Here is a 13,710-nt window from a genome sequence, read left to right on the forward strand (position 1 = left end):
ATTTTTAAATAATTTTGGTATGTTACTATATTAAATAATAATCATTATTTATCGGTTTGGAGGTAAGAACTTGAACATAGAAAGTTTGAAAATGTTTTGTTTGGTCGTGGAAGAGGGAAGTATCAGTCAAGCTGCACGATTAAGTTTTGTATCCCAGCCAGCTGTCACAAGACAGATTCATCAATTGGAAGATGCATATGGCACTTTGTTATTTGACCGTACAGATGGAAAACTGAGGGTATCAGAGGCCGGAAAAATGTTATATCCATTCGCGAAAGCAATCGTTGGTGATTTTAGCCGTTCAAAGGAAGTCATTAAACAAGTAATGGGTGAAAATAATCTTAATCTTAATGTTGGCGCAACATTTACAATTGGAGAATATTTATTACCTAGCTTGTTAGGAAAGTTTAAAAAGAAAATGCCTGAAGTGAGAGTATCCTTAACAATAAAGAATACCCCAGGTGTGTTAGAGGACTTAGCCAATGATGTGATTGATATGGCTTTGGTCGAAGGGATTGTGGAGAGCAGTGATTTTATTGTTGAGGAATTTGCAGACGATGAACTCATTCTCGTATGTTCACCTGATCACTCATGGGATGAGCAAATTCCGATTGAAGAGTTGTTAAATGAACGGATGATTTTACGGGAGTCCGGTTCTGGAACACGCCTGATTGTTGAAAACATGTTAAGAGAAAATGGGATATTAGATAAAATCGACAGTTATATGGAATTAGGAAGTACTCAAGCAATCAAAAGTGCTGTAGAAGCAGGGCTTGGAATTAGTATTCTTCCTAGATTAACGGTAGAAAGAGAACTACAATTAAATCTCCTCCATAAAATCGACATAGACGGTGTAGCAATCATGAGGAAATTATGGCTGGTAAAAAAGCGTCAGCGCTTCAACAAAACTGGGGTTTCCTATTTCCTGCAATTCATTCAAAATGATTAATATAGTTCTTTAGAAATCAATGCAGCAATATACAAGAGGTTTAAAAAATTGAATCAAACGTTTGATTAAATCCTTAGAAGCCTGGGTATCTAAGGATCTGAACAACTAATCAAACGTTTGAATAAAAAAATTACTGGTTGTCTTTTCCGTTTGAGTCTTGAATTGATACATTCTTCGGCCGTTCAGGATACCCTGCCTTACCCGGATCATCGGGACCCGTTAGTTGATTCCTCTGATTAAGAACTTTTCCGCTATATTCAATTGGATTATTTTTTGGCATTTTTTGCACCTCCAAGTTATAGTATGCTTGAAATACAAATGACAAATTCAAAAAGCGTGAATGAAAGACAGAGTGGAGGAGAAAAAGTGGCAGTACCAAAACATATCGTATCAGCAGCAGCAATTGTTTTAAACGAGAAGAATGAATTATTACTGATTAAAGGGCCGCGCAGAGGATGGGAAATGCCTGGCGGTCAGGTAGAAGAAGGGGAATCATTAACGGATGCTGTGGTCAGGGAAACAAAAGAAGAATCTGGGATTGATATTGAGGTCATCAAATTTTGTGGAATCTTTCAAAATATCGAGGGTTCTATTTGTAATACCTTATTTTTAGCAAAACCGATCGGCGGGGAATTAACAACCAGTCCGGAGAGTCTAGAAGTAGGTTTTTTCAAACTGGAAGAAGCGTTAGAAATGGTGACCTGGAACAATTTTAGACAAAGGATTGAATATTGTTTAGATGAGAAACAGCAACCTTTTTATGTTGGGTTTTAACTTTAAAGCTCGGGCAAAGCATCCGAACTGATAAATAGACGGAAGAATTCCGCTTAATTAGAAATTATTATTAAAAATAGCATATATAGACGGAGAGATTCCGCCTATTTACTCAAAACACGTGAAAAAGGGAGATTTTCCTTTGAATAGCCGGAAAATCTCCCCTTATTTACCCCCAAAACGTACTCCATTCTGCAAATAGCTGGAAATTCTCCGCTTATTTACAAGGCAGGCTACCGGCAGTTACACTTCAGCTGCCATCCCAGTTACAGGACAGCTAACTTGCCGCTTTTCCCCGGTTCTTTACCTTATAAACAATCGTTGCTAATATATTGGCGAGGAAGAAAAAGATACTTCCCTGCACATTGGCATGTAATAACTGCTCTTCAAATTTCATATTTTCCATCATTTCACCCTGACTAATCCCCTTCTTCTCATTCTCTTTACGCATCTTCGCCATTTGTTCTACGTAACGATATTGAAAAGGAATTAAAATCAAAGATAAAAGAATATAACCGCCAACAACTATCAGTAAAACTTCGCTCATCTAAATGTCCCTCCTTTAAATATTTTATCCCCCGAAAAATAGATCAAGAATATTGGAGGAAGTGGATGATTTCTTATTGTAGAATTCGGAATAGCCGCATTTTTGACAGTAGATCACGATAAACGTGTTGTGCTGAACATCAAATATTTTTGATAATCCCGTTCCAGTCATAGCAACTTCTTTTTGTCCTGCATCTCTGGAACCGCATTTAATACAACCCTTTTCACTCATTGTATTCCCCCCAATTATGAACCTTTCCATTTATTTACGTATTAGATTTCAAAATGTTTCATAGTATTCGCACATTTTAGCTTGTCCCCTTACATGAAAAAAGGTAAAATGCAATAAAACTAGAAAAGAGGGATGAACGTGCCATTTGATATTTCATTGTTAGGTATGAGTTATTTCAGCCTTGATGCTGCAGCTGTTGATAAGAGCCCAAGTGAAATGGTAATCACTGACGATAAAGAGGAAGCCTATTACATCGTCTCAAGAGAAGTTTATGAAAATGGGCCGAAGCAAGAGGGTTATAAAATTATGGTTAATGAAGGGGAATAGTAGTCCATTTTCGATGTAGAAAGCCGTATCGAGTTCTCGGATACGGCTTCTTCATTTCTTTTTTAAAAAAGGATAAGACAATCCTAATCCTAACAAATATAAAACAACCAAGAGGTAAACGGGAAGTAAATGGATAAAGGTTGTATAACCAATATATATATGTGTTCCAATCCCAGCGATAAACGCAGGGAGTGCTCCTGCTGCAAGGGTATTCCAAATCCATCTTTCCCCTTTTCTGAACCCCCACAAAGAAATCATGAGAATAAGCAGCCCCACACTTACAAGTGCACTGCCAAAACCTGCCCGGTCATGGGCAATAACAGGAATCAAATTACTGCTAATACTTTCTACCATTTCAGGTGTCATGCACAGGAAATCTAAATCCGTTGACACGAAAACCTTGGATACACCTATGGTGGAAATCACGATTCCGCCTGTAACAATCAGAAATCCTATGATAACAAACATAAGCTGACCATACAGTCCGTATTGCCATGCTCGATCATTACTTCCGTGACTAGAGGAGGGGGGACCTATGATTTTTTTCCCTTCTTTAAAGCTAAAAAAGTATATGGGCAATAAGAGAAGCCAAAATAAACCGTGCAGCCAGTCGAAGTAACCGTAACCGATCGAAAGCAATATACCAATAAACCCTATGATGGCAGCACTATGAAACGCAACCCTTGCCCAATGAAGGTTATTTTGAATTCCATGACGAGCAAGCTGGATATACAGTATTCCTCCAGATATCATGGTTCCTGCTAAAGCCATCCGGTCATGCGCCATAAATGCAATGATGAGTGGATTGAACTGGAGAATATCAGCCCTGGTTAATCCGATAAAATTTTCATCATAGGGAAGAATAATACTTGTAAATGCAAAATATAAGGCAATGATTCCGCCCAATAAGATGGACAAACCAAACAGAAAGGACCAAGACCAGTTTTGTTTAGGAATAGGTCGAACTTCTTCATATAATAATCGTTCATGTATCCGTTTAGGTAATCCAGGTCCGGCTTTGACATAACCTTCAGTTAACAGCACTAAATCTGCACCAGAACGAATCAAAGCACAAGCTTCCTCGGGAGTTTCCACCCCGCCAGATGTTATTATTGATAATTCGGGATGGCGAGCTTTAACCTGTTTAATGCAATATACCAGGCATTCATTGGAATTAGAAGCTTCATGCCAGCAGCTTTCTACCTTTTGACGAGGAGCATTTACGACAATTCCACCAATTTCTGTATAATCGTTTACCTTTCCTAACTCTTCAGGAGAAACTGATACATAAAAGGGACGCTCCCAAGATTGACTACCTGTATCCAGATATGCATTCATTTGATTTCTGCTAACGACAAAAGCGTCAACAAAAGGGGTTAAATGCTGAACAATAATATCCCATTCATTTTTGTTAACGTGTTCATCTATCGCAGCAAATATAGGGATACGAATATTTAGGCTGGTTAATTTTTTAATGACGAGTTTAAGAGGGATCTTCTCTGGATGCTCGGAAAACAGAATTCTGCTATTTTCCATTCTGGGTTCTACTTGTTCTTTTGGTTCTTTCAGCACAATGGGCCCTATTTCTATAAATCCAAAGCCTAACTCTTGGAAGGCGTTAGTGCCGGATAAATTTGGATCTATATGTCCGCTTAAACCAATCGGGGACTGAAAGGTAGTTTGATTAACATCCTTTTGAAGTTCCCTCGCGGGCTTCATATGTCCTAAGAACCCAATAAGTTTCCTGCCAAAAGGAATGGACGCAATGGTGCTCATAGATTGATGAATAAACTCGCGGCTTGTTTTCGGCCTTATTTTATCTAGTATAAGACTTTTTAATGGGTGATAAGACCAATCTGGCATAACAACACCTACTATACATAAAATTCTCAATTTAATGTTCCTATCGTGAATAATCATAACAAGTAGTATAGAAGTTGTAAAATTAAGAAAAATCAAGTAGTAAAAACAAATCAAATTGGTGTTTAATATTTTTAATAAAAGAATAGTCCTTTAGGAAACCCTAATTATAGGGAGGGGATAGATAAGTGATATTTTCCTTAAAAGGAGATGCCCACAAGGTTTTTCTGCGATTGAAAAAAACAATCCAGAATGGTGACCTTATCAGGGAAACAAAGGAATTTAAAGAGATAGAGGAGATTCAAACGACATATCAATCTTTAGATAGCGGGACACTCCAATTAATTCATTATCGTATGATAAAAGAATATAACGGTTCAGGCATTATTCCAATCTTGGTATCTTCTGCTCCCTGGCTGCTGCTGCTGTTTTCAAAGCAATTAGCAAACTATCTATTCAAAGATGGCTCCTTCCTTTGGGCTGGATTTTGTATCGTCTATCTCCTTACGCTGGGTATAAGTGTGATGATCCATTTTCGCGAAAAAGCCTGGGCTGCTTTTCACATGGAAATCATTCAAGATATCTTAAAAGATCGAAAAAATGAAAATGCTCGGGGACATTCCACAAGCTAATGTCTCCTCGAGTGTTACTTCGCCTTCCAGAATTAAACTTTTTTTATTTGATACATATCTGATATAGTAGTCTTTGAGATAGATAGGAGGCTGCTACATGAAATGTTTCTCAATAGATCTAGACGGTACATTATTAAATTCTGAACATGAAATAACAGAAGCAAACCTCATTGCCATCAATGAATTGCAGGATATGGGTCATGAAGTTATTTTGAACACTGGCCGAGCATATGGTGATGTTATTAAAATAAATGGGTTGCAAAATTTAGAGATTCCTATTTTTTGTGTAAACGGATCTGTATTATTCTCAGCTAAAAGAGAGCTTCTATATGAGGCAACGATATCGATTGAAACGTATAAGGAACTGTTTCCGATATTGAAGGAGTTAGGTGTGGGGATATTAGTCTATACCAATTATGGAGGCTTTCCATCGACTTTACCGCCGCTCCATAAAAAAAGTAAAGAAGAACTCAATACTCTTTTTGAAGAATTCAACTATGATGCAATTCTTGAACAAGACCAGTTGAAAATCTATAAATTAATCGCTTTAACCCACCATGATGAACTAGAAAAAGTCGATGAGGTGAAGAAGGCTCTTGGTAAATTTGCTATTTCAATGGCTTCTTCATTCCCCAATAATGTCGAAATCACTTCTAATGAAGCACATAAAGGAAAAGCGTTATTGCGTTACCAGAAAATGATGAATCTAGATTTTGAGGAGATTATTGCCTTTGGTGACGGTGGGAATGATCTAGCTATGTTCGAGGTAGCTTCCACTTCTGTTGCGATGGCTAATGCACCACTAAATGTACAGGATAAAGCAGATATCATTACAAAATCGAATGACGAAGATGGATTCGCTTATGCTGTTCGCCATTTATTAAATCTTAAAGAAGCAGCTGTAAAATAAAAAAGTCCCAATTTCCGATTAACAAGGAAATTGGGATTTTTGTTGTTTATTGATTTACGGGTTTTTTCAAGAAGCCCATTAATAATGCAGAAACAATCGCACCGATTACTACCGATAACAAATACATTAACCAGCTGCCATCAACAAGTGGAATAACGAACACTCCACCATGCGGGGCACGTAATCCGATACTAAACATCATTGATAAAGCACCTGCAATAGCTGAACCAACCATAACAGAAGGGATGACACGAAGCGGGTCAGCCGCTGCAAATGGGATTGCACCTTCCGTAATAAAAGATAATCCCATAATGTAGTTTACTTTTCCTGCTTCTTGGTCTTGTTTGCTAAACTTTTTCTTAAACAATGTTGTAGCAATAGCAATGGCTAATGGAGGAACCATACCAGCGGCCATGATTGCAGCCATTGGCTCGTAAACTCCATTTGCTAACAATCCTGTACCAAACACATAGGCTGCCTTGTTAACGGGACCACCCATATCAAATGACATCATTAATCCTAAGATAATTCCAAGTAATACTGCGTTTCCAGTACCTAAACCAGATAACCACTCAGAAATTGCTGTATTCAATGCACCTACAGGTTTATTCACAACAAACAACATGATAAATCCGGTTAAAGCGATACCTAGTAATGGATATAAAAGAATGGTTTTAATTCCTTCTAAGGATGCAGGCATTCCAGCCAATACCTTTTTCAAACCAACGACTAAATAACCCGCTAAGAAACCTGCAACAAGTCCGCCTAAGAATCCAGCGCCGCCGCTAGTAGCCAGCATACCGCCGACCATACCTGCAGCAAATCCCGGGCGGTCCGCGATACTCATGGCAATAAATCCTGCTAAGATTGGAACCATTAACGCGAAGGCATTTCCGCCGCCGATGGTCATTAGTGCTTCAGCAATCGGATGATAGGTTGGATCATCTGGATTCGCTGCATTAATTCCAAACATAAAGCTGATGGCAATTAAGATACCGCCGCCGACAACGAACGGAAGCATATTCGAAACACCATTCATTAAGTGTTTATAAATAGTGGAACCGACTCCTCTTCCAGCCTGTTCGCTTTCCTGAGTGGATTTTCCACTGCCGCTATAAATGGGAGCATCTTGCTTTAATGCTCTTTCAATCAGTTCTTTTGGTTTACGGATTCCATCCGCAACGGCTGTTTCAATGACATGCTTACCGTTAAAGCGGTTCATTTCAACTTTGGTATCAGCGGCTACAATAACAGCCACAGCATTTTCAATTTCTTCTGCTGTTAGAACATTTTTAGCACCGCCAGAGCCGTTTGTTTCGACTTTAATATCAACACCCATTTCTGCTGCTTTGGCTTTTAGCGAATCAGCAGACATATACGTATGGGCAATACCAGTAGGACAAGCTGTTACAGCCACAATAAATTGTTTCTTGCCAGCCATGGATTGTTCTTCTTCTTTTTCTTCTTCGTCGTAAGAATCAATAATTTTTAAAACTGCGTCGGCACTTGCAGCTTCTAAAAGCTGTTTCCGTACTTCCTCTTTTAATAGAATACTTGACAGTCGTGAAAGTGCTTCTAAATGTGTATTGTTAGCACCTTCTGCAGCCGCGATCATGAAAAAGAGGTGGGAAGGCTGACCATCTAGAGATTCATAGTTTACACCGGCTTTTGATCTTCCGAACGCAATTGCTGCATGTTTAACAGCGTTTGTTTTTGCATGGGGGATGGCAATTCCTTCACCAATCCCTGTAGTGCTTTGTTCTTCTCTTTTAATAATCGCCTTTTTATATTCAGCACGATCATTTAACTTGCCTGCATTGTCTAGAACCGATACAAGCTCTTCGATGGCACCGGTCTTTGTTGAGCTGGTTAATGAAAGGTTAATGGTTTCTTTTGTTAGTAGCTCTGTAATCCTCATCGTCATTCTCCCCTTTTAGTTTCTCTTTTCTATTGTCACTTGAGGAAGCAAGCTTTCCATTTTTTCGCGTGTGCATAATCCGATGGAAAAGGCAGTCGCACTGCCAGCAGCTACACTAAAACGAAATGCTTCTTCTGTTGATCTTGTTTTTTCATACGCTGCGATAAAACCGGCCACCATGGAATCGCCTGCACCCACTGAGCTTTTTACTTTCCCTTTAGGTGCTGTGGCAATATAGACAGCTTCTTTATTGATCAGGACGGCCCCTTTATCAGCAAGAGAAACAATTACGTTTTGTGCACCTAATCGTACAAGCTCTTTTCCATATGGAATCACTTCTTCACAAGAGTTGATTACGGTATTAAATAAGTCACCAAGTTCATGATGATTTGGTTTGATTAAGAAAGGACGTAAGGGAAGTACTTTTTTCAGTAATTCACCTTCCGCATCGACTACAAATTTTGTGCCATTTTCATTACATAATTTGACGAGCTCCTCATACGTATTCTTCGGCATCGTAGATGGGATACTGCCAGCGAGAACAAGAACATCCTCACTGGTTAATTCTCGAATTTTTGCTTTTAAGGCATTCAAGTTATTCTCGGTAATGTTAGGGCCTTTCGCATTAATTTCCGTTTCTGTGTCAGACTTGAGTTTTACATTTATTCTCGTATCTTCATCAACTCTCACAAAGTCGGTTTGAATTCCATGTGAGGTTAAGAAGTCTTCAATATAATTACCGGTAAAGCCGCCTAAGAATCCAAGTGCATAACTATCTATGTCCAGCCTCTTTAATACTTGTGAAACATTGATGCCTTTTCCGCCTGGAAATTTGGATTCATGTTTTGTTCGATTTAACTCGCCAAGCGTTACTTGGTCAACTTCAACAATATAATCGAGTGATGGGTTTAACGTAACAGTATAGATCATGATGGAACCACCTTTATTTTTGTCTTGCTGTGATATTGTTCCTTCGTATCAGGGTCTAACTCATTTGTGATAATCGTAGCCTGGTGAAGGTCGGTAATTTTAGCAAAAGCTACTTCTGAAAACTTTGATTCATCTGCCACAACATAAGCTTCACTCGATAGTGAAATGGCTAGTTGTTTGACCATAGCTTCTTCCGGGTCAGGAGTGGTATAACCGAACTGAGAATGAATTCCGTTCACTCCCATAAAACACTTGTCAAATCTGTAATGCTCAAGGCTGTCTAATGCCCCGCGGCCAATTAAGGCTTTCGTGGTTGGCTTCGCAAACCCGCCAACTAGAAATGTTTTTATATTTTTTTCTAAAAGTATATTTGCATGTGACAGTCCGTTGGTTACAACCACAATATGATCTGGAAGAGAGGGAATCATCTCAAAAATAGTAGAACCTGCATCCAAATAAATACAATCACCTTCATCCACCAAACTGGCTGCATACTGAGCAATTTGACGTTTTGCTTGAAGGTTTTTGGAAGATTTCTCAATCATACTTGGTTCCTGAAGCTTTCCTTGGAGTCTTGCTGCACCCCCGTGTACTCTTTTGAGAAATTTACCTTGTTCTAGCTGTATAAGATCTCTTCGGATTGTTGATTCCGAGGAATTCGTTAGTTCAACAAGTTCTTGCAGTTTAACTGAACTCTTTACTTTTAATGCTTCTAATATAATTTGATGGCGTTCTGGTTCTAACATAAAACTTCCTCCTAAAACGCTTTCATGTTTTTCTACTTCCATTCTACATTTAAAAACGGTGAAAATCAATCATAAAAATTCAAAAACATTCTCATTCATTCAAAAAGCATCAAAAAAAGGAATGCCATTTTTAGCATCCCTTTAACAACTATTATTCCCAGTATTTTATTAAAACGGTTCTCTAATGTTGTATCTGCGTAAGATGGTTTCAATTCTCATAGCGGTACTAAGGTTTCCTAAGACTCTTACTTTTCCTGTTAAGAGAGCCATTGTTCCACTTTGTTTTCCTAATACAAATTTCTTAAAACTGTCGTAAGAAAGCTGCATGGTACAGGTAGGAGTCGTTTCAACGCCTTCTTTAATGGTAAGTTTTCCATTTTTAAAGAAATGCTGATATGTTCCTTTTTCCTCGCCAAAGACGTCATACTGAACAACAGCGTTAAAACCTTGAATGGGTCCAGGATTTTGGTTGAAAATCTCTTCAATTCTCTCCATTAAATCTTCTAAAGAATATTCTTTTATTGTTTTTACCATTTAGCAATTCCTCCTGCACATTAGTAAGATTAAATTATATTTCATAGTTTAATAATACTAATTAGAGTCATAGAGGGGGGTGAATTTTTTTTGAACTTTTTAGATATTTCGCGCTTTTAAGAAATAAAGGAGTTTATATGAAAATTTTAGATATATTTGAAACCATATTGAGTATAATACGTATATGTAAAGGTAGCGGCAAGAAAAAATTTTTATAGATAGGAAGAATAAATTTGGGCACAAATATAATGATCATCGCAAATTATATCTATGATATTTACTATTGGTTAATTTTGATTAATATTTTTGGATCTTGGTTTCCGCAATTTCAAACAAGCAAAGTTGGCCTCTTGATTGGAAGAATCGTTAATCCTTACTTATCTGTCTTCAGAAAGTTTATCCCGCCTTTAGGTATGATTGACTTTTCACCTATCATTGCGATTTTGGCCTACAGCTTTATTGGAAGATTTGCACTTGAGGGTCTTCGCCAGCTGTTAATTATGACAGGTGCCTTTTAATACATCATGGAATTGAAGATAGGGCTTTACTTACAAATGTTGTAGGTAGAGCCCTATTTCTATAGAAAAATATATTTTCTATGAGGTGATGCAGAAGCAACACGGATATGGTAATTTAAGGTATTCTAGTAACTAGAATGGTAAAAGGGGGAATACGTATGAAGTCTGCTTTACTACTTGGAGGAACTCAATTTGTCGGTAAAAGACTGGTGCAATTACTGCTCGATGAGGGGGTAGAAGTGACCATTGCCACAAGAGGGATGACACCTGATTCATTTGGAAATCAAGTTACTAGATTGATTATTAACCGTGAAGACGCAGCGTCTTTGGACCTGGCCTTTAAAGATAAGGAATGGGATGTTGTTTTTGATCAAAGCTGTTATTCATCACAAGAAGCATTGGATGCGTTACAGTATCTAAAAGGTAAAGTTAAAAAGTATCTATTTACTTCAAGTCAGGCTGTTTATGATTTTGGATCCAATCATCCAGAAGAAAGCTTTAATCCATTAGTATTTAATCCGGCGTTAAAGTCGAGAAAAGAATACATAGGGTATGTGGGATATCAGGAAGCAAAGCGTGCTGCGGAAGCTATTCTTTTTCAGAATGCAGACGTTCCTGTGGTCTCGGTTCGTTTCCCGATTATTATCGGAAAAGATGATTACACCAATCGGTTGAAATTCCATGTAGAGCATGTGAAAGAAGGAAGATCCATGTTCATTGAACATCCTGCCTTTCGATATAGTTTTATCGACTCAAAAGAAGCTGCTTCGTTTTTATTAACTATGGCAAAGTCTGATTATCATGGACCCATTAATCCGGGTTCAGAGGATGATATCAGTTTGAGTGAATTAAACGGATTTATTGAGGATTTAATTGGCACGAAAGCGATCTTACGTGAAGATGGCGATCCATCTCCCTATAATTTGCCTGGATCCTGGTCGGTAAATACGAGTCTTGCTCAGTCTATGGGATTCACTTTTACAGCGTTAGAGGATCTTTTGAAAAATTTAATCCTGCATTATGCAAAGAATGTATAGAGGGGGATATAGAGTGAGTATTCAAAAGGCAACAATAGAGGAGCTGGATTCTCTAGCAGAGCTATTTGATTCCTATAGAGTGTTCTATCAACAAGAATCTGATAAACAAGGTGCCAGGTCTTTTTTAAAAGAAAGATTAGTAAATGAAGAATCAGTCGTTTTTATCGCTTATGATGAAGGTTTTGCGGCTGGCTTTGTACAGTTATATCCGACATTCTCATCGGTCAGTATGAAAAAGTCATGGATCCTAAATGATTTATATGTTGATACTTCTGCCCGCAAGAAGGGGTATGGGGAGAAATTGATTCAGAAGGCCATTGAATTTGCCAAAGAAACGGGTGCTAAAGGATTATCACTAGAGACAGGTGAAGATAATCTTAACGCACAGAGACTGTATGAAAAAATAGGATTTATAAAAGAGTCTCATTATTTTTACTATTTTTCATTATAAAGGATGAACTGTTAAAGATTGCATACACTACCTTTAGATAATCATGTGTTGGAGGTAGTTTTGATGTATAAGGAAAACCAAAGTGATACTATTTATACGAATGAAGCATTACGCGGCAAACCCTATTTGGATATAGACCGAGTGATTACAGAAGGTAACCCAAACAGTTCCAAACAATATGGAACCAATCCGGAATCGAGTGAATAAATCATTTTAGGTAAAAAGGGGCGGTAAGCCTCTTTTTTTTGACGTTTTTTAAAGAGAGCATCCGTAAATTTGTGCAGGGATCCCTAACTCAAAATATTATCTATATCTTTTGAAATTTAGTAATATGGTAAATATATAGTTATTAGTAAAGGGAGGACGTCCCATGAAAATTAGACAACTAAATGCTTCGGATGCTGAGAAATATTGGGATCTGAGGTTAGAAGCTTTAAAACAGGCACCGGCAGCGTTCTTAACGAGTTATGAAGACGCACTGAAAAGGGAAAATCCCATTGCTCAAGTGGTAAGTAATCTAACAACAGAAGGAAATTATACTTTTGGAGCTTTTAAGGACGATGAGCTGATTGGTGTGGTAACACTGGTACAAGAGAAGGCCGAAAAAATACAACATCGTGCAAACATTTTTGCCATGTATGTTACGCCAAACAAACAAGGATCTGGCGTTGGGGAGGCACTTCTCACAGAGGCGATCAATAAAGCAAAATCCATTGAAACAATTGAAAAAATAAATCTATCAGTCGTCGCCAGTAATGAACCAGCGAAGAGGCTTTACAGTAAACTGGGTTTTAAAGTATTCGGACTTGAGGAAAAAGCCATGAAACTGAATGGCGTATATTTGGATGATGAGCATAGGGTGCTGCATTTAAGATGAGGAAACTTATCATTAGGCAAGCGACCATTCAAGATTTACCTCAAATTGTACCTGTTTTTGACGCCTACCGTGAGTATTTTAAGCAGGATAAGAATCCTGAAAAGGTGGAGGAGTTTCTATTTGATCGATTTGAACACCTAGAATCAGTAATTTTTATCGCAGAGCAAAAAGGTGAAGTGATTGGATTTGCACAGCTTTATCCTGTATTTTCTTCCCTTACACTGCAGCGTGTTTGGCTGCTCAATGATTTTTTTATCATTGAAGAGTTTAGAGGCAGCGGGGTTGGAACACAGCTTTTTAAGACTGTGAAGGAACTTACCGTATTAACAAAATCAAAAGGCATTGAACTATCAGTCGAACATACCAATCAAAAGGCATGGAGATTTTGGGAAAAACAAGGGTTTATGCTGGATGAAGATTTCCGTTATTACTTTTATAAGCATGAGTGAAGGAACGAAAGGAACGAGGG

General features: G+C 38.0%; 19 protein-coding genes. 11 read left to right on the plus strand and 8 right to left on the minus strand.

Annotated features, from left to right (window positions below):
• Positions 1-70 precede the first annotated feature (70 nt).
• The gene (locus SFC47_RS16355) at positions 71-949 is read left to right on the plus strand and encodes a LysR family transcriptional regulator (RefSeq protein WP_411255371.1); all 879 of its coding nucleotides are present in this window, start codon (positions 71-73) and stop codon (positions 947-949) included.
• Between the two features lie 130 nt (positions 950-1,079).
• Here the strand turns inward: SFC47_RS16355 and SFC47_RS16360 are convergent, their stop codons facing one another.
• A complete protein-coding gene (locus SFC47_RS16360; RefSeq protein WP_411255372.1) occupies positions 1,080-1,229 on the minus strand; it encodes a hypothetical protein in 150 nt (49 codons plus the stop codon).
• Between the two features lie 38 nt (positions 1,230-1,267).
• Between SFC47_RS16360 and SFC47_RS16365 the strand changes: the two genes are divergently transcribed.
• A complete protein-coding gene (locus SFC47_RS16365) occupies positions 1,268-1,723 on the plus strand; it encodes an NUDIX hydrolase (protein WP_411255490.1) in 456 nt (151 codons plus the stop codon).
• Between the two features lie 277 nt (positions 1,724-2,000).
• Here SFC47_RS16365 and SFC47_RS16370 read toward each other — a convergent pair whose 3' ends face one another.
• The gene (locus tag SFC47_RS16370) at positions 2,001-2,270 is read right to left on the minus strand and encodes a DUF3949 domain-containing protein (RefSeq protein ID WP_411255373.1); all 270 of its coding nucleotides are present in this window, start codon (positions 2,268-2,270) and stop codon (positions 2,001-2,003) included.
• Between the two features lie 24 nt (positions 2,271-2,294).
• A complete protein-coding gene (locus tag SFC47_RS16375) occupies positions 2,295-2,501 on the minus strand; it encodes a zinc ribbon domain-containing protein (protein ID WP_411255374.1) in 207 nt (68 codons plus the stop codon).
• Positions 2,502-2,639: 138 nt separating this feature from the next.
• Between SFC47_RS16375 and SFC47_RS16380 the strand changes: the two genes are divergently transcribed.
• Positions 2,640-2,828: a hypothetical protein gene (locus tag SFC47_RS16380; protein ID WP_411255375.1), complete on the plus strand. Its 189-nt coding sequence runs from the start codon at positions 2,640-2,642 to the stop codon at positions 2,826-2,828.
• Between the two features lie 51 nt (positions 2,829-2,879).
• Here SFC47_RS16380 and SFC47_RS16385 read toward each other — a convergent pair whose 3' ends face one another.
• Complete coding sequence (locus SFC47_RS16385) at positions 2,880-4,691, minus strand: dihydroorotate dehydrogenase (protein WP_411255376.1); 1,812 nt, start codon at positions 4,689-4,691, stop codon at positions 2,880-2,882.
• Positions 4,692-4,921: 230 nt separating this feature from the next.
• Here SFC47_RS16385 and SFC47_RS16390 point away from each other — a divergent pair, with 230 nt between their 5' ends.
• Both SFC47_RS16390 and SFC47_RS16395 read left to right on the plus strand, forming a co-directional pair.
• Positions 4,922-5,320 (plus strand): hypothetical protein, encoded by a 399-nt coding sequence (locus SFC47_RS16390; RefSeq protein WP_411255377.1) that lies wholly within the window; start codon positions 4,922-4,924, stop codon positions 5,318-5,320.
• A gap of 97 nt (positions 5,321-5,417) precedes the next feature.
• Positions 5,418-6,230 carry an HAD family hydrolase gene (locus SFC47_RS16395; protein WP_411255378.1) on the plus strand — a complete coding sequence of 271 codons (813 nt, stop codon included), beginning with the start codon at positions 5,418-5,420 and terminating at the stop codon, positions 6,228-6,230.
• Positions 6,231-6,276: 46 nt separating this feature from the next.
• Here SFC47_RS16395 and SFC47_RS16400 read toward each other — a convergent pair whose 3' ends face one another.
• The 4 genes from SFC47_RS16400 to SFC47_RS16415 all read right to left on the minus strand — a co-directional run bounded on the left by SFC47_RS16400 (position 6,277) and on the right by SFC47_RS16415 (position 10,358).
• Positions 6,277-8,148 (minus strand): PTS fructose transporter subunit IIABC, encoded by a 1,872-nt coding sequence (locus SFC47_RS16400; protein WP_411255379.1) that lies wholly within the window; start codon positions 8,146-8,148, stop codon positions 6,277-6,279.
• A 15-nt stretch (positions 8,149-8,163) separates the two neighbouring features.
• Positions 8,164-9,078 (minus strand): 1-phosphofructokinase, encoded by a 915-nt coding sequence (pfkB, locus tag SFC47_RS16405; protein ID WP_411255380.1) that lies wholly within the window; start codon positions 9,076-9,078, stop codon positions 8,164-8,166.
• Complete coding sequence (locus SFC47_RS16410; protein WP_411255381.1) at positions 9,075-9,824, minus strand: DeoR/GlpR family DNA-binding transcription regulator; 750 nt, start codon at positions 9,822-9,824, stop codon at positions 9,075-9,077. Before SFC47_RS16410 ends, pfkB begins: the two co-directional genes overlap by 4 nt.
• 168 nt (positions 9,825-9,992) lie before the next feature.
• Complete coding sequence (locus SFC47_RS16415) at positions 9,993-10,358, minus strand: SCP2 sterol-binding domain-containing protein (protein WP_411255382.1); 366 nt, start codon at positions 10,356-10,358, stop codon at positions 9,993-9,995.
• Positions 10,359-10,591: 233 nt separating this feature from the next.
• Here SFC47_RS16415 and SFC47_RS16420 point away from each other — a divergent pair, with 233 nt between their 5' ends.
• The 6 genes from SFC47_RS16420 (at position 10,592) to SFC47_RS16445 (ending at position 13,690) form a co-directional block, all read left to right on the plus strand.
• The gene (locus tag SFC47_RS16420) at positions 10,592-10,876 is read left to right on the plus strand and encodes a YggT family protein (RefSeq protein WP_411255383.1); all 285 of its coding nucleotides are present in this window, start codon (positions 10,592-10,594) and stop codon (positions 10,874-10,876) included.
• Positions 10,877-11,034: 158 nt separating this feature from the next.
• Positions 11,035-11,913 carry an NAD-dependent epimerase/dehydratase family protein gene (locus SFC47_RS16425; protein ID WP_411255384.1) on the plus strand — a complete coding sequence of 293 codons (879 nt, stop codon included), beginning with the start codon at positions 11,035-11,037 and terminating at the stop codon, positions 11,911-11,913.
• A 13-nt stretch (positions 11,914-11,926) separates the two neighbouring features.
• The gene (locus tag SFC47_RS16430; RefSeq protein WP_411255385.1) at positions 11,927-12,364 is read left to right on the plus strand and encodes a GNAT family N-acetyltransferase; all 438 of its coding nucleotides are present in this window, start codon (positions 11,927-11,929) and stop codon (positions 12,362-12,364) included.
• 63 nt (positions 12,365-12,427) lie between these two features.
• A complete protein-coding gene (locus SFC47_RS16435) occupies positions 12,428-12,571 on the plus strand; it encodes a hypothetical protein (protein ID WP_411255386.1) in 144 nt (47 codons plus the stop codon).
• A 163-nt stretch (positions 12,572-12,734) separates the two neighbouring features.
• Positions 12,735-13,241, plus strand: coding sequence for a GNAT family N-acetyltransferase (locus SFC47_RS16440; RefSeq protein WP_411255387.1), 507 nt, complete (start codon positions 12,735-12,737; stop codon positions 13,239-13,241).
• Positions 13,238-13,690 carry a GNAT family N-acetyltransferase gene (locus SFC47_RS16445; RefSeq protein ID WP_411255388.1) on the plus strand — a complete coding sequence of 151 codons (453 nt, stop codon included), beginning with the start codon at positions 13,238-13,240 and terminating at the stop codon, positions 13,688-13,690. The genes SFC47_RS16440 and SFC47_RS16445 overlap by 4 nt, the downstream gene beginning before the upstream one ends.
• Positions 13,691-13,710 lie beyond the last annotated feature (20 nt).

The organism is Neobacillus niacini (assembly GCF_046591715.1).
Taxonomy (GTDB): Bacteria; Bacillota; Bacilli; order Bacillales; family Cytobacillaceae; genus Neobacillus; species Neobacillus niacini_L.

Excerpts from the sequence above, each read along its gene's own strand:
- SFC47_RS16400 (WP_411255379.1), bottom strand. The coding sequence starts at position 8,148 with ATGAGGATTACAGAGCTACTAACAAAAGAAACCATTAACCTTTCATTA.
- SFC47_RS16415 (WP_411255382.1), bottom strand. The coding sequence starts at position 10,358 with ATGGTAAAAACAATAAAAGAATATTCTTTAGAAGATTTAATGGAGAGA.
- SFC47_RS16440 (WP_411255387.1), top strand. The coding sequence starts at position 12,735 with ATGAAAATTAGACAACTAAATGCTTCGGATGCTGAGAAATATTGGGAT.
- SFC47_RS16360 (WP_411255372.1), bottom strand. The coding sequence starts at position 1,229 with ATGCCAAAAAATAATCCAATTGAATATAGCGGAAAAGTTCTTAATCAG.
- SFC47_RS16375 (WP_411255374.1), bottom strand. The coding sequence starts at position 2,501 with ATGAGTGAAAAGGGTTGTATTAAATGCGGTTCCAGAGATGCAGGACAA.
- SFC47_RS16435 (WP_411255386.1), top strand. The coding sequence starts at position 12,428 with ATGTATAAGGAAAACCAAAGTGATACTATTTATACGAATGAAGCATTA.
- SFC47_RS16385 (WP_411255376.1), bottom strand. The coding sequence starts at position 4,691 with ATGCCAGATTGGTCTTATCACCCATTAAAAAGTCTTATACTAGATAAA.
- SFC47_RS16410 (WP_411255381.1), bottom strand. The coding sequence starts at position 9,824 with ATGTTAGAACCAGAACGCCATCAAATTATATTAGAAGCATTAAAAGTA.
- SFC47_RS16365 (WP_411255490.1), top strand. The coding sequence starts at position 1,268 with ATGACAAATTCAAAAAGCGTGAATGAAAGACAGAGTGGAGGAGAAAAA.
- SFC47_RS16395 (WP_411255378.1), top strand. The coding sequence starts at position 5,418 with ATGAAATGTTTCTCAATAGATCTAGACGGTACATTATTAAATTCTGAA.
- SFC47_RS16370 (WP_411255373.1), bottom strand. The coding sequence starts at position 2,270 with ATGAGCGAAGTTTTACTGATAGTTGTTGGCGGTTATATTCTTTTATCT.
- pfkB (WP_411255380.1), bottom strand. The coding sequence starts at position 9,078 with ATGATCTATACTGTTACGTTAAACCCATCACTCGATTATATTGTTGAA.
- SFC47_RS16445 (WP_411255388.1), top strand. The coding sequence starts at position 13,238 with ATGAGGAAACTTATCATTAGGCAAGCGACCATTCAAGATTTACCTCAA.
- SFC47_RS16425 (WP_411255384.1), top strand. The coding sequence starts at position 11,035 with ATGAAGTCTGCTTTACTACTTGGAGGAACTCAATTTGTCGGTAAAAGA.